We start from the raw sequence: 14424 nt of genomic DNA, 5'->3' as shown, positions 1-14424 counted from the left end.
GATACTTTATTACTCGGAATGAATCTCGCCAAAGGACGCCTTACACCCGATGTAAATACGCTAAAGCTCATAGCCAATGCGCTTGGTGTGCCGCTAAACTACTTCTTTTGCTAGGACGAAGAATCCGTTGACTTGGCAATTACGATTTCAAAATTGTCTTCCAACCAGAAAAAGCAACTCGCAAAGATCATTGCGGATTTGCCAAAGGACGACAAATGAATATGTTTTAGTGAGGGTTCAAGGTCGTTGCTTTTCGAGCAGTTTGTTCAGCACATGTACATAGCCTCGACGATAGATTTCTAGGCCATCTTTGTCTTTGACTTGTCCTGTTGGCATAACAACCCATTCCATTTCTTTCATTTTGTCATCTGAGATAGCATCACGAATCGCCTCCACTTCCAAGGGCGTCATTGGGTAGACTACTGAGGAACGAGCTTCTTCAAATTGCTCTCTCGGTTGCGTCTTATCGATAACAATGTCCGAGTTGGCTTTAAGTACGTTCAGTTGGTCGCGATATTTATTCCGCTCGGCAATGAGAGAGCCAACAACAGCTCGAACAACAGGATCATCGATAGAATCGAGAATATGCTGGTCATTGCTGTTTAGAAGCTGTTTTTGACGAACGGAGAGCGGTTTCTTACGAGTTGTACCAGAATATGCTGCCCACGCGTCGATCAGTTGCTGGAAGTGTTTTCCTGTTCGATTACGAATGGTTTGAGTAGAAGGTCCCCCTCTGTCTTTGCAAAGCTTTCCCACCGTCGCTATTGAGAAATCTAATGGCTCTGTTTTGCTCTGATCGGCAAGAACTTCATTTAAAGTTCTTAGCGCAGCTTCCGTTCTTGACGTCGCCTCTGAGCAAAGCTCTTCCAAGATAATATCTGGGTGAACAATTTCAGCCATTATTCTCAATCCCCCCTGAATCCCTTCTCGATAAGTCAGACAACCGTAATATGTTGATGCCTGTTTTTGCCTCAATGCCTCTCACTCCGGCTTCCAGCAGCCCCGCATCGTGCAAATACGCTTCTGCATCCAGGTATCCTGCCAATTTCGTCATCGCCCTATTTTTGTCGCTTTCATCCATCGCCTTAATCATTGCGTTCACCATCGCATTGCCTGCCAATAGTTGTGTTTCAGCATCTAACTGCAGTAGAAAAGGTATGTAACCCGATTTCATCAGCATCACATTCAGCGTGTTACTTCGGTGAGCAATGGCAGATGACTTTCGCAAATCGTCACGCAGATCAGCAAAAACCTCAGCATCATCGCAAAGCTGGATGAGCTGTCTAAATTCAGATTCCGTATCCAAAAAGCCAAAGAATGGAGAAATTTCTTCTTCAGATCCGATTGCAACGATCTTCTCCTTGTTATCACCCTGCTCTCGTTTCCCTTCCAAGGCCACGATTTTTCTGATGATCTGAAAACAGGCAACGAGATCCTTACAATACTCATCTGCATCCGTCTGCTGTCGTTCTAGACGGCGCTCTAAAGCATGCACCTCTTCGTGTTTCACGAATGCTTGCTGCCTGATTTCGCAAAAGTACTCTTCATCGAGTAGCAAAGAGAGTTGCTGTTCTAATTCCGCAGCCAGTTTTGCTGCTTCAGAAGCGTGATAACTCAGATTGTTAAAGTGGGCAGATAAGGCGGGCAGGTAACGCAAATCCGTAATGAACCATCGGCAGCGAACACAATTCTCTAACCCATGTGGCACGGGTCCATATAGGTCTGACTGGTTCCGATTGGCACGTTTTAGTCGTTCACCACCATTCCAGCATCCTGGTACACACACATTTTCTGGCAGCGATGATGTGTTTCCACCGGCCAAACACACTCCGATTGATTTCTCCTGCCAGCCTGCTGGGTTCCTAACCCTTAAGATTGTTTGTAATGCTTCGATATCGTTATAGGACGCTTGCAAACCGATTTCTTGAATCGACTTGTTTGCAAGAAAAGTTTGGAGGCTTTCTTCATCATTGGCAGATATTTTCTCCTCAGCTTGCTTCATTTTCCTTGCCATCATTACTGCTGTTACTTTGGTGTAGTGCAGCGTCATGATCAAACGAGTATGACCAACCAACAGTTTTGACAGTACTGGCGTTGGAATATCGCCTTCGAGGGTGTAGCAAGTAATCAGTGAAACACGCAAGGAATGTAGTGGGAACATCGATTTTCTTGGGTTAATAGGATCAATAAAGCGCACCTTACTTCCATCTGTAAGTGTTTGCTGAGCCTTAAATGTGTTCTCTTCTAGCTGCCTAAGCAACTCAATCCATAGCGTGTTGATTACTCCTGATGTGATTGGCAGTTTTCTTTCCCGTTTCAGAGGAGAAGAGGCGTGGCGGAAGAGAAAACAGATGTTCCCAATCTCGTCGCGCTGAGTATCGGACTTAGTACTACCAAAATGTTTGTAGTCGAGTTCATGAATGGACGTTGGCAGAGAGATTGGGTTGTATTTTTCCTGCCAGTTCCTCAGCTTTTCAAGCCAATAGAGGACATCTTCATTTTCCCAGGGGATCACATACCCACGGCTGATTTCATCTTTATTTCTGTCCGCAGTCTTATTTGTATTGATATAAAGCCCCGTCATAACATCACCGATATCGGGTGTAACGAGACGATGAATCACCCCTTTTTGCCACGGACGCTTTTCGCTACCTTCTACAAACTCATTGGTTTTGTTGGGAATCCACTGGCCTTTGTCATACCGCCACGTATCAGCCTCTCCAGAATCGAGCATACGCACCTGATAGGTTCGTAGTGGCAGTTGTAACTTCATATACAGCGTCATTGCTCGAACAGGAGACCACAAAACATGATACGAATCCCCAGCATTGAAACGTCGCAAGCTCCCATCAACTCGGATTTGTCGATCTTTATCCAGCGTCACTTTCCGCCAGACACAATCAGGGTCTTTTTCGTCAATAAGATCCTTTGAAACGATAAACCAGTCTCTCGTGTGCCTCCCATTGTGCATAAAAAGGTCTGACTGTTCGATTGCCCACGTCCAGTCTGATAAATTCCCGCGGGGCCTTGGACACAAAATATTTCTGAGCTTTTTTATGTAGTAGAAGGGAAGTGTGTTGTAGGCAGTTTCTTGTTTGTTGACCGGGTTGCTTGAACGAAGAAAAGGATTTTTAAACATCCCGACGGGATCACCATTGTCATCTGGTTGCGAATAGTACTTCTCAATGATCCAGTCTATAAACGAGCAAACTTCATTGTTTTGCCGGACTCTATACCCTTCAGAGAGTTCGAACTTATGCAGGAATTTAGCGTAGTCCTGCGGCCCCAAATCAAAGAGCTCAACGGGGTCAGTAATAAATTGGGAGACCAGATATTCATCCAAAAAACGTGCAATGGCATTCCGCTTGTGGTCGATACCATACTTCTTTCCGTGGAGCCATGTTGAAGCCAGCTCGCGCCAAGTTTCCCAACCTGACCCGTTCTTATCGGTAAACCATTGAAATTCATAATCAGTTGATTTCATAAATTACCTAGCGAAACTTGGGGTACTTTCCTGAGAAGAAACCATCAGGGTCAATATCTTCAAACCCCGTTTTCATGATTTCTTTCCAACTCAACTCTACGTCTTGGCGAAAATCAGCATGGATTTGTGAATCCAGACGAGAGGCTGCTTCGTCACAAGCTTGGGTTACATCACGGATGCCCGGTTGGGTATAAACGGACTGCGACGCTAATGACGAATGGTGAAGTGCCTTTTTGATAATCAAAGGATCGACGTTGGCATTAGATAAGCGACGACCATAAGCATGTCTGTGGCCATGAGGTGTGCGCCCGGAAGGTTTTGAGACCGTTTGACCGATTCTGGCCATTGCTGCTTTGTAACTTTGATTGAAGGCATTCAAGGTGAAGGCTTGTCCTACGCATCCATGAGCAAAACTCACAAACGCGTATGGATGGGACCGCTCTAAAGGAAGCAAATACAGCAGGTATTGTTGCCAAAGTTTAGAGAATAACTCTCCGTAATAGGTCGGAAACCAATGTAAGTGAATAAACTTGTCAGAATCATCAACAACGCGTGTCTTCCAGCCAACCCGCGCTGTTCCGGTGAGTTTGTTCCGAGACCTAAGATGATACTTCTCGGCTAAATATGCTGCTCTTGTGGTTTGCTTCTTTCGCCCTCGCCAGTTGTGCGGTGCTTTGCCATCTTCAGGGTGATACAAACGGACGATAACACTATTTTCGTTTTTTGGATCGTGAAAGACATCATCGACCCACAAGTGCAAAGCGTCGCTTTCCCTCACCCCTGTTCCATGCATTAAAAGCAAAATCAATTGGTCTCTTACTGCAACCCGGACATCTCTTGCTGAGCCGACCCCGTCAATAAAAAAGGAATTAAACAGGGTCTCGGGAAACGAAATGGCATCACCATCAACTTTCAATACGTCTTTTTTTCCACGAACTTTTCGGACTTTTTTAAGCATCTCTGGTAATGCATTGTTTTTTATGTGGCCAAGAAAGTTGTATTGATTCCGTTTAAACCATGCGGCGTAGTTCAAGCGTTCTTGGTGACTCGAAGCTTCCTCAAAGGGGTTGAGGCTTTGCGTTTGAGATTGGAGAGACAACCAATCCGTTAATCCATTTAGTGAGGAGAGAAGTTGATTTACATTGGAAACGGAACGAGGCAGCCAATAGAGTTGTGAGGGGTCTAAACCGTTCTGACCAATCGTGCCCGTTGATAACTTTTGGACGAACGAGAGGAACAACTTACTGGGTTCTGAGAATAGCCCCCTGTTTGCTTCCATGTACTCCAGAAGCAACTGACATGAAAACACTGCTCGATTCATCCATGGCAGACTGTTTTGATGCGACTTACTGATGATGTATTCAAGTAGTGGCTCGAACACACCTTGATTGGTTAACAGTACTGGTACTTCCAGCAATGAACCAGAGTGATCAGTTTTAACTTGAGCGGTGACTTTAACGATCTCAGCCATGAACCTACTTTGAGTAAATCTGTTTTAGTAGGTTTAGTACAGTGATCACTATAAATCTAACAACAAAGCCAGACCTAGGCACTTACCTAACTCTGGCTTTCAATGTTATCTAGTACAGTTCTAACAGCTATAGATATAACTTATGGTGTCAGAAACACAGAGGCTAAAACGGGTGGAGGCTCCGCCAGCCACATCCCGGCACACACGTCCCAAGCGCTGGCTGCTCCCTTCCGGGCCTGACCAAGTACACAAGATAGCGTTGCGGGAGGACCAACGGAGCCTCCATTGACGAATCAACCAAGCATTCCTTAGCTGACGGAGCGCATTATGTGGGAATGGGGTGCTAAAAGCAAGCTGCCTTGGTCTGATTGATGATTTCTTGCGCTACCTGGTAGTAAGCAACTCTTTCTCTGGGTCTTTTGCAAACATTCGAATAAACATTTCAGCAATGGTGTAGATCTTCTTTTGTTGCTCTGCAGCTTCTGGCAAAGGTCGATGCGCCACTATTTGTGGCCAGAAAAACTGACCGTGGAAAAGGTTACTGAGCAGGCTGGATGCTAATTCAGTATTGGTACTGTTGGCTATCCTGCCGTGTTGGATCGCTTCAGTTATCCAGTTTTGCAGAATGTTGTCATTGTCATAGATGGCATCCAGGTAATGCTTGGCCAGTTCCGGGTTCGCGAGAAATTCCTTCAGGATCATGCGGCTGAGCGGTATGCCGTAACGGTAGTGGAGCGTGTGGATCTCATCTTCAATGATCGAACAAAGTTGAACCAACAGGGTTTGTTCAGGATGGAACACATAGCTGACCGACTGAACATTTTCTTTATAGATTGCCTGCAAGACAGCAGTAAACAGTACTTCCTTACTCTGGAAATGCCGGTACAACGTGCGTTTTGAGACACCGGCTGCGGTGCACAATCTGTCCATGTTTGCAGATGAAAAGCCGTATTCGATAAATTCCTGTTTTGCAGCTTCGACAATAGCCAAGTGTTTTTTCTCGCTGATTTTCATGGACGTATTGCTTCGTTATTCGGATTGGATGGGAATCTATCAGTCCAATGTGAAAAAGTACACTCGAAAGTTTACTTTTTGCTTCCGGTGAGTATGATAGGTGCAGTTTTGGACTTATATGTTGAAAAATGGAATAAATAAAACATTAATTCTGCATATGAATAGTTTTGTGAATGATATTTCTTCGGCTTATTGCTTTTCGTTTATTGGCTTGTGGTACTTGGAAGCTGTTTAATGAGTTCGTTTTTACGCCTGCTGTCTCTTTGTCTGCTATTCACTGCATCCACAGGATGGGCGCAATCATTTTCACTTCCAATCTGGAAAGAAGAAGCGGAAGCGTTGGGATATGTCTTGCCTAAGCCTTTTGGTTTTAATCTTAGCTATATGAGTTTGGAGCAGGGTATTGCGGTTGATTCAATCGGGTTATCTGGACTGGATTACTCAAAATTAGGGGTCGGTAATCTCCTGAAAATTGAAAGCATTGATATGAAGGCAAAACCTGGTAAACAAACCAGCGACGTCCTATCTCTTCGAGGTGACGTTTGGTTATTTCCTTTTTTGAATGTTTATGCCCTAGTCGGAAAAATGAAAGGCTATTCAGAAACTTCAGTTGATGTTTCGGTTAAAACCAAAATTTTTGGAAAAGAAAAAATAATTAATCACCGGATTGATAGTTTCAAACTGGATCTCGATGGAGACTTGTATGGTGGTGGCCTAGTTCTAGCAGGAGGTTATGGCAACTGGTTTGGACTGGTTGATGCCAGTTTTACTAAAACCAATCTTACGATCATTGACGGTTCAATTGACGCTATTGTGGTGTCCCCTCGCTTTGGGTACGACTTCCATTCTACGGGGGTTCCCTTGCGCCTGTGGGCTGGGGCTATGTATCAGGATGTTGAACAGTCACTGTCTGGAAAACTGTCTGATCTCGGTTTACCTAAAGAGATAGCAGGCCTCGTTGAAAATGGTCGCTTCGATGTTGAACAACGTCTTACTACCAAGTGGAACCCGATTGTTGGTATGCAATATCAGGTTAATCCCAATTTTTACCTGCTGGGAGAAGCAGGCCTTGGTGACCGAAAAAGTATCTTTCTTTCAATTGACATGCGCTACTAAGAGGCAACCATGAATCCGAAATTATCTCTCGCTGTAATGGGGTTGTGCCTTCCTCTCAGTGTGGCTGCGGCTGAAGGAGAGGAACAGGACTGGCTGGATAACCTGCTGACGGAGCTGGGTTCAAGCGAAACCATTGATGTTGAAGACGGTATCGACTGGGGCGTATTACCGGGCCCGTTTGTGAACCCAGAGCAGGGTTTTGGGTTTGGCGTTGCTGCTGTAGGCCTGTATGCGCCCAGCGACTGGGTGGACACGACCCCTTATTCCACATTGTCAGTGAAGTCTTATGTTTCTACGTCTGGCTCTTACGGCTTGGGAGTGGAAAACCGTACCTACCTGAAAGGGGATACGCTTCGCTTGTTGGCAGATGGCTGGATTAGCCATGCCCCCGGTTATTACTGGGGTGTTGGCCGCAAAGCCGCAGAGCAGAGTGGTAACAAAACCAAACAGGAAGCACAGATACTTAAATTGTCACCGAAAATCTCCTACCAATTTTTGCCAGAAACCTATTTTACCCTTGGCTGGGACTTCCAGCAGGTAACAGAACAGGAGTCAGACGGACCGCTTTTGTCTGGCCGTCAGCTTAATGATTCAACCAGCAGTGGTGCGGTGTTGGCTCTTGAGTATGACAGCAGGGATTTTGAGCCCAATCCTGAAAAAGGGCGGTTGCTAAGCCTTGAATGGGTGACTTACCGGGACGCTGTTGGCTCTGACTTTGACTATGACAGAGTTACCCTGAATTACCGTGAGTATTTAAGGGTTTCTCCACAAAGCATTATTGCCTGGGATGTGTATGGGCAGGGTGTAACCGGGGATATTCCCTGGTATGCCTATTCCGAGCTTGGCAGCGACAAGCGTATGCGTGGTTACTATGTTGGCCAGTACCGAGACCGGTACCAACTTTCTGCCCAGGTGGAGTGGAGACACCAGTTTAATGCGCGCCATGGCATGGTTGCCTGGGTAGGGGCAGGTAACATTGCACCGGATGCAGGGCGACTGTTTGGAGAAACATGGTTGCCTACGGCAGGCCTTGGCTACCGTTTTGCATTTAAACCCCGTATCAATGTCCGTTTTGATTTTGGGGTAGGTAAAGACAGCAGCGGTTTCTATTTCCATATCAATGAAGCGTTTTAATACCTGAAAATGTTGAGTCTAAATATATTGAAAAGCCAGGGAGCTTGGTTGCTCCTTGGCAGTCTGATGCTCGGTACACCGGGTTTAGCTTTCGCTGATGCACCGGTAGGCGTACGCCCTTGTTGCGCCTTTGGAAAAGACTTGAAAGCACAGCTTGGCGGCGTACCTGTGCCATTTTTCTCCGTCGGCAATGTGCTGGATGTGGAATCTCTTGGAAACCACATTTATAACGATGGTTCCCAAGGGGTTTCCAGCAGCCTGTTGGGGCTGGGGGAAGAGCACAATGGTCTGATCTACACAGAAAAAGGTGGGTTTATTGACACCGCGCATGTGCGGGATACGGCAGATTTTACCTACTTCCTTTTCAATGAAATGCGGCATCGCTTGGGTACCAGCTATACGATAAAGTTGCCGGCAGAACTTCGAAACCGGCTTGTTGTGTTAAAAGCGCGAACAACACAGCTTACCGATGCCGAAAAAGAAAATATGGCTATTCATGCTGCCGGTTTAACTGCTTTTCGCCTTGCCCAGTGGCACGAAATTGCCCAGTGGTTTGGCATGGAGTCAGTAGGCGGTTTCAAAGAGCTTGCTTCTGCATTCTCACCGGAAGACCTTTACTCAAATATGTTGGGCGCAAAGCTGGCGATGGCAATTCTTGCTGAAAACCCTGATGCATCAGTTGAAGCGTTCGGTAAATCTATGGATGCTTCACTGAAAGCTACATTGGAAAAGTTACATGCAGTGTCGGCTGATGAAACATCACAAAAAATTGCATCGCTGGACGGCAAGTGGTGGGACAGCAGCAAGCGCTTGCCTGATAAGTGGGTGTTGCTGCACCGTGACTATCATCTTGCGCTGGATATTTATCCAAACGGCACCGAAAACGGGATGCGTCTTTCCCTGCCAGATAAACTTGAGAATGGTGAACCGGTTAGTAGCTGGGTTCAGTTGGAACTGCGAAAAGGGGACAGGGAGAGTGCTTTTATTCTGGCTCCATCAAGACTGAAACACCAGGATGTCTGGACTCCGGAAGATTTCATGAAACTGGCAGGCTTCGCCAAAGTGCAGGATGAGCTGGAAAAGTCTCACCTGAAGTAATACCAATCAGACTAATTCCTTGATCATCCTGACTGGTCGAAATCATCTCAGACCAGAGAATTAATCCAATTGGTATAACTCGGTCAGGCAAAATGATTTGAAAGGGAAGGCCCGGTGATTATTCACTGGGCCTTTTTTAATATCAGCAGTAAGCGCGTGCGAAACGGCCTGTTGCTTCAACACGGTATTTCCCGGTTGTGGCGGGTACAAATGCGGACTGGCCGATAGCCACTGTCAGTGTCTCACCATTATTGCCGATAAGCGTAATGTCACCATCCAGAGAGAACAGAATTTCAGCACTTTCTGCATCAATGTCCGAATTACCCTCATAGACACTGAACTTGAAATCCGGAACGGGGATAGCAAAGTGCTTGGCATTGCCGTCTTCGTTCGGAGCCAGCAGTACCTTGTTTGCTGGTTTGGCTTCGAACAAGGTATTGGCGACCAGTTCAGGCACATCCATGTATTTAGGTGTCAGGCCTGCACGCAGTACGTTGTCCGAGTTCGCCATGATTTCAAGACCGGTACCTTTGATATAGGCGTGAGGGGTACAGGCATCCAGGAACATGGCTTCTCCTGGCTGGAGGGTAACAACGTGCAGCATCAGAGGTGCAAACAGGCCGATATCGCCAGGGTATTGTTCAGACAGGTCCATCAGCAGGGCAAAGAGTGGATCCTGTTGGTTTACTGTGGCGTAGGCGAGCAGTCTGGAGACAGCCAGATCTTTGGTTTCACCTTCCAGCGACAGCAATGCACCAAAGAAGGCTTTAAGGCCCTCCGGTGTTGGGGTGGCTTTGAGTGCCTCAACGATATCGCCAATGATATCGAGATCCAGAGCGTCAAAAAGTGTAACGATATCGCTGATTTCGCGGAAACCGTTCATTGCTTGGTAGGGAGTAAGGGCGAAAACCAGCTCCGGTTTGTGGTTAGGGTCTTTGTAGTTCCGGTTCGCTGCATTCAGGGCGATACCCGCTTCGTTTTCACGGGTAAAGCCTTGTTCTGCCTGAGACTTACTAGGGTGAACCTGTACAGACAAGGCTTTCTCGGCAGAGAGTACCTTGAACAGGTAAGGGAGTTCACCAAACTCAGACAGTGTTCTGGCCCCTAATATTGTATCCGGGCTGGCATTGATAAAGTCGGACAGCAATATTTCTTCCTTGCCAAATTGGACTGTTGAGCAGCCATTCGGGTGAGCGCCCATCCATATTTCCGCCTGAGGCTTTCCTTCTGTATTCGGTATGCCGAACAGGGTGTCCAGTGCGTTGAAACTGCCCCAGGCATAATCCTGGATGACGTTGTTCATTGGCAGAAAAAGTGGGGCTGATGACATTGTCATGAGGGGTAAATATCCTTCAGAAGCGGGCACTCGCAAGCCCGGTAAACAATTAACTGGCCTGACTATAGCAAAGTCCTAAAAAAAGAACATCCGACACTTGCCGGGTGTTTTTCGGCAGGTTTGCCCTTTCTTTTCAGAAGTGCTCGACGCGGGCATGCCGGGGAGTTTCAGGTTACAGCAAACATAAAAAACCGGGTGCGAAGACCCGGTTATGATTTGGTTTGTCAAAAGGCGTGCTGTTACCACACATCCTTATCAAGTTGCTTGTCCAGTTTCGGGAACTTGGTGCGGTCAAAGATTGGGTCTTTACCCGCTTTACGCTGCTCTTCATAGTCGCGAAGTACCATAAAGGCGACACCGGACAGCAGACCTATGGCGATCAGGTTGATAATTGCCATCATACCCATCGAAAGGTCAGCAAAACTCCAAACTACCGGCAGATCCAGCACAGCACCAATATATACCATCGCCAGTACGGCAACACGGTAGAACCTGATGGCGGCTTTACTTTCGAAGATGTATTCGATGTTTGATTCGCCGTAAGAGTAGTTCGCAATAATTGAAGTAAAGGCAAACAACAGGATGGCGATGGCAACGAATGCCGCACCCCAGTCACCTACCTGGCTGACCAGTGCTGCCTGGGTCAGGGCGATACCATTGAGACCGCTGCCTGATTCAAGATGGCCGGACAGGAGGATAATTGCCGCCGTTGCAGTACAGATAACTATGGTGTCGATAAAGACACCCAGCATCTGGACATAGCCCTGGGCAGCAGGGTGGTTTGGCTTGGTTGATGCTGTTGCTGCAGCGTTAGGCGCAGAACCCATACCCGCTTCGTTTGAGAACAAACCACGCTTGATACCTTGCATCATCGCCTGGGCGACGGCATAACCCATTGCACCGCCTGCAGCTTGCTCAAGGCCAAGCGCACTTTTCACAATGGTTGCAATTACTGATGGCAGTTCGGTGATATTCATGGCAACCACCACCAGGGCAACAGCCAGGTAGCCGATAGCCATAAACGGGACAATCAGTTCAGCAACCCGGGCAACAGAGCGCATGCCACCATAGATGATAGGGGTAACAATCACCACAAGGGCAATACCGACATAGCTCTGGTCCATGCCGAAAGCCGTGTGCATTGCTGCCGCAATGGAGTTGGACTGCACGCCGTTAAATGCAAGGCCAAAGGCAACAATCAGGCAGATGGCAAACAGGATACCGAGCCAACGCTGACCGAGACCGCGTTCAATGTAGTAAGCCGGGCCACCGCGGTAAGTGTTGTCTTTGTTAGGGACTTTGTAAACCTGTGCCAGAGTGGATTCCACAAAGCTGGTGGCCATACCAACCAGTGCTGTCATCCACATCCAGAAAACAGCACCTGGACCGCCGAGGTAGATTGCGACTGCAACACCGGCCATGTTACCGGTGCCAACACGGGCTGCGAGGCTGGTGCTGAATGCCTGGAAGGAGGATATGCCACCGTCAGCGCCGGTGCGGCTGACTGCCATCAGTTTGAACATATGGCCGAAGTGGCGGAATTGGATGAATCGGGTGCGGACAGTGAAATAAAGGCCAAGGCCGATAAGAAGGTAAACAAGCACCGATCCCCAAAGGATTCCGTTGCCGGTGTCCACAAAGGACACGAAGAGTTCTTTTAGTTCCGTCATGCTACTCTAACACTCATTTTAAACTACAAGGCTAAGCGAAAGCTTTTTCCTGGTAAGTGTTCATTATCGTGTCTGTCTGACACGTTCCCTGTCGCATCCTTGCAATAGTCAACAGCGCCTGGCTACAGAATTCCTTCCTGACCAAAAACACCGTAAAACCCCCTGAATGTGTCTGCATAGTCATACTTTGTGAATAATAATGTTGACAATTATTTTCAGGTTGGACTGGATGATAACCATATTTACGGTATAAAACACCACAAAAAATGGTGTTTGGTTATTAAATGAACTGATATGTTTCACTCATTGAGACAAAGTGCTTAATTGTGGTTTTTTTTGTGTGGTGGTTGTGTGTTTATTCCCGGCGAGTGGGAGGAAGGGGGGGCCGGTTAGTGCCCGGCTTTTTTCCTTTGGAGGTCTGAAAGAACGATTTGAAGTGCAGAAATCGCAGTGTCAGTATCAATTTCATTGGACTCAATAAGGTAAATCAGGTCAACGGCCAGTTTTATGTCATCCGGTGCATTCTCAATTGATGGGATATCACGGTTCTCATTGGTGTTGTCAGGCATTGTTTTGTCCGGTCGTTTGTTGGTCATTGGTTTGCTCCGAAAGGCATCACCGCCAGTGCTGCTGAAATTAGGTTGGCATGTAAAGGAACCAGTTTCTCTTGTTCAGTCCGGTATCCACCCCCAATAACAGCAGCTACCGGAATACCCTGTTCGCGGCACTGGGAGAGGACAAACCGGTCTCTTTCGTAGATACCATCTGAGCAGACATTGAGGTAGCCCAGTTCATCGTCAGTGTGGATGTCGACACCGGCATCGTAAACTACAAAATCAGGTTGGTACTGAGCCAGTGCCAGTTTAAGCATTGGACAGAAGTGGTGGAGGTAGCTTTCCGAGTCCGCTCCGTTTGGCAACCCGATATCGATGTCTGATGGGGGTTTGCGGGACGGGAAGTTTTTCTCACTGTGAATAGACAGTGTGATTATGCGGGGATTATCTGCGGCAAGCGCTGCGGTCCCGTCACCATGGTGGACGTCACAGTCTACAATGAGGACCCGATCGACACCTGGGTAAGCCAATGCTTCCGTTGCCGCCAGGATCAGGTCATTAAACAGGCAGAATCCACTGCCAAAATCGAAATGTGAATGGTGGTAGCCACCTGTAAGGTGTACGGCAACGCCGTTTTCCATCGCCTGCTGTACGGTATCCAGTGTCCCGCCAAGGGAAGTCAGGCTCCGAGTAATAAGGGCCTCACTCCAGGGAAAGCCTATCCGGCGCATCTTGACCAGCGGAAGGGTGCCTGACAACAGTGCGTCAACATATGGGGCATGGTGGATGCTTTTGAGGTGCTGTGGATCCAGAATCTCAGGCGTTATAAATTTCACCGCGTGCCGTGTTTGCGATTCTGACTCGATGTACTCTTTCAACATCCGGTATTTTTGCAGTGGGTACCTGTGCCCGTCCGGCAATGGGAAGTCGGAGTATATCGGATGGTAAATCAGGGGAAGAGGGTTACCCATAGCGCTCTTTCTTCGCTATCTGTTTCTCAATATTGGTTATGGCATCACGGCAGCGTTGCAGGCGGGATTCAGTCGCCAGTATTTTTTGCTGGCAAGCCTGTTGTTCATCCCAACTGGCGCAGTTTGCGTGGCGCAGTTCCTCTTCCCTGACCATGTTTTCCAAGCGACGTTCCCATTCTCGGTGCTGGGCCAGGTTCTCATAAAGCTGCCGGGCGGTGACAGAGGGTTTCCTGTAAGTGGTGTTCCTGAATTTTGTTCGCAACCTTCCGGTTGATTGTTCTCGTTTCAATGCCGTCACTTGGTTAAGTAAACGCTCACATAAATGGGAGGCGCGGGCTGCGGACAGCCTGTTCTCCCGTTGTTCGGTCTCGAGCGTTTCAAGGTTGTGCTTCGCTTCGGCAACATAAGGTGTCAGCAGTGATGAGCGGCAATAAAACAATTGCTCATCAAACAGCGGCTCCCAGCCTTCTTTTCTGGAGCGATCAGTTTGAGCTGCCTGTTTTGCCATTTCGGTCAGCAGATTGTTCAGTGTGGCCAGATCCATAAAGGCTCTCAGTTAGCAGGTGACGACATTGG

The 14424-nt window shown here is 47.6% G+C and carries 12 protein-coding genes and 1 other RNA gene; 3 read left to right on the top strand and 10 right to left on the bottom strand.

Annotation, left to right across the window (positions count from 1 at the left end; genetic code table 11):
- Positions 1 to 237: 237 nt before the first annotated feature.
- The 5 genes from gmtX to NF212_RS12280 all read right to left on the bottom strand — a co-directional run bounded on the left by gmtX (position 238) and on the right by NF212_RS12280 (position 5969).
- Complete coding sequence (gmtX, locus tag NF212_RS12300) at positions 238 to 900, bottom strand: gamma-mobile-trio protein GmtX (protein WP_434356018.1); 663 nt, start codon at positions 898 to 900, stop codon at positions 238 to 240.
- Positions 893 to 3484, bottom strand: coding sequence for a gamma-mobile-trio integrase GmtZ (gene gmtZ / locus NF212_RS12295; RefSeq protein ID WP_434356016.1), 2592 nt, complete (start codon positions 3482 to 3484; stop codon positions 893 to 895). The genes gmtX and gmtZ overlap by 8 nt, the downstream gene beginning before the upstream one ends.
- A gap of 7 nt (positions 3485 to 3491) precedes the next feature.
- On the bottom strand, positions 3492 to 4955 hold the full coding sequence (gene gmtY, locus NF212_RS12290; RefSeq protein ID WP_434356014.1) for a gamma-mobile-trio recombinase GmtY: 1464 nt from the start codon (positions 4953 to 4955) through the stop codon (positions 3492 to 3494).
- A gap of 179 nt (positions 4956 to 5134) precedes the next feature.
- Positions 5135 to 5231, bottom strand: an RNA gene (ffs, locus tag NF212_RS12285) — signal recognition particle sRNA small type.
- Positions 5232 to 5339: 108 nt separating this feature from the next.
- Entirely contained in the window at positions 5340 to 5969 is a 630-nt protein-coding gene (locus NF212_RS12280; RefSeq protein ID WP_434356012.1) for a TetR/AcrR family transcriptional regulator, read from the bottom strand.
- A gap of 234 nt (positions 5970 to 6203) precedes the next feature.
- Between NF212_RS12280 and NF212_RS12275 the strand changes: the two genes are divergently transcribed.
- Genes NF212_RS12275 through NF212_RS12265 form a run of 3 tightly spaced genes read left to right on the top strand, consistent with a single transcriptional unit; the run spans position 6204 to position 9317 of the window.
- Positions 6204 to 7085, top strand: a complete 882-nt coding sequence (locus NF212_RS12275; RefSeq protein ID WP_434356010.1) for a TonB-dependent receptor — start codon at positions 6204 to 6206, stop codon at positions 7083 to 7085.
- A gap of 9 nt (positions 7086 to 7094) precedes the next feature.
- Positions 7095 to 8219, top strand: coding sequence for a BamA/TamA family outer membrane protein (locus tag NF212_RS12270; protein ID WP_434356008.1), 1125 nt, complete (start codon positions 7095 to 7097; stop codon positions 8217 to 8219).
- A 9-nt stretch (positions 8220 to 8228) separates the two neighbouring features.
- The gene (locus NF212_RS12265; protein WP_434356006.1) at positions 8229 to 9317 is read left to right on the top strand and encodes a DUF4056 domain-containing protein; all 1089 of its coding nucleotides are present in this window, start codon (positions 8229 to 8231) and stop codon (positions 9315 to 9317) included.
- A gap of 142 nt (positions 9318 to 9459) precedes the next feature.
- On the opposite strand, the gene manA is transcribed toward NF212_RS12265, so the two are convergent.
- From manA to priC, 5 genes are all read right to left on the bottom strand, one after another.
- The gene (gene manA / locus NF212_RS12260; RefSeq protein WP_434356004.1) at positions 9460 to 10653 is read right to left on the bottom strand and encodes a mannose-6-phosphate isomerase, class I; all 1194 of its coding nucleotides are present in this window, start codon (positions 10651 to 10653) and stop codon (positions 9460 to 9462) included.
- Positions 10654 to 10892: 239 nt separating this feature from the next.
- On the bottom strand, positions 10893 to 12323 hold the full coding sequence (locus tag NF212_RS12255) for an alanine/glycine:cation symporter family protein (RefSeq protein ID WP_434356002.1): 1431 nt from the start codon (positions 12321 to 12323) through the stop codon (positions 10893 to 10895).
- 389 nt (positions 12324 to 12712) lie between these two features.
- Entirely contained in the window at positions 12713 to 12892 is a 180-nt protein-coding gene (gene rsmS, locus NF212_RS12250; protein WP_434360879.1) for a pleiotropic regulatory protein RsmS, read from the bottom strand.
- A 23-nt stretch (positions 12893 to 12915) separates the two neighbouring features.
- Positions 12916 to 13848, bottom strand: coding sequence for a histone deacetylase family protein (locus tag NF212_RS12245; protein WP_434356000.1), 933 nt, complete (start codon positions 13846 to 13848; stop codon positions 12916 to 12918).
- The gene (priC, locus tag NF212_RS12240; RefSeq protein ID WP_434355998.1) at positions 13841 to 14392 is read right to left on the bottom strand and encodes a primosomal replication protein PriC; all 552 of its coding nucleotides are present in this window, start codon (positions 14390 to 14392) and stop codon (positions 13841 to 13843) included. The genes NF212_RS12245 and priC overlap by 8 nt, the downstream gene beginning before the upstream one ends.
- Positions 14393 to 14424 lie beyond the last annotated feature (32 nt).

It is taken from the genome of Parasalinivibrio latis, from assembly GCF_036825535.1.
GTDB lineage: Bacteria > Pseudomonadota > Gammaproteobacteria > Enterobacterales > Vibrionaceae > Parasalinivibrio > Parasalinivibrio latis.
This window is presented reverse-complemented; position numbering and strand designations above follow the sequence as displayed.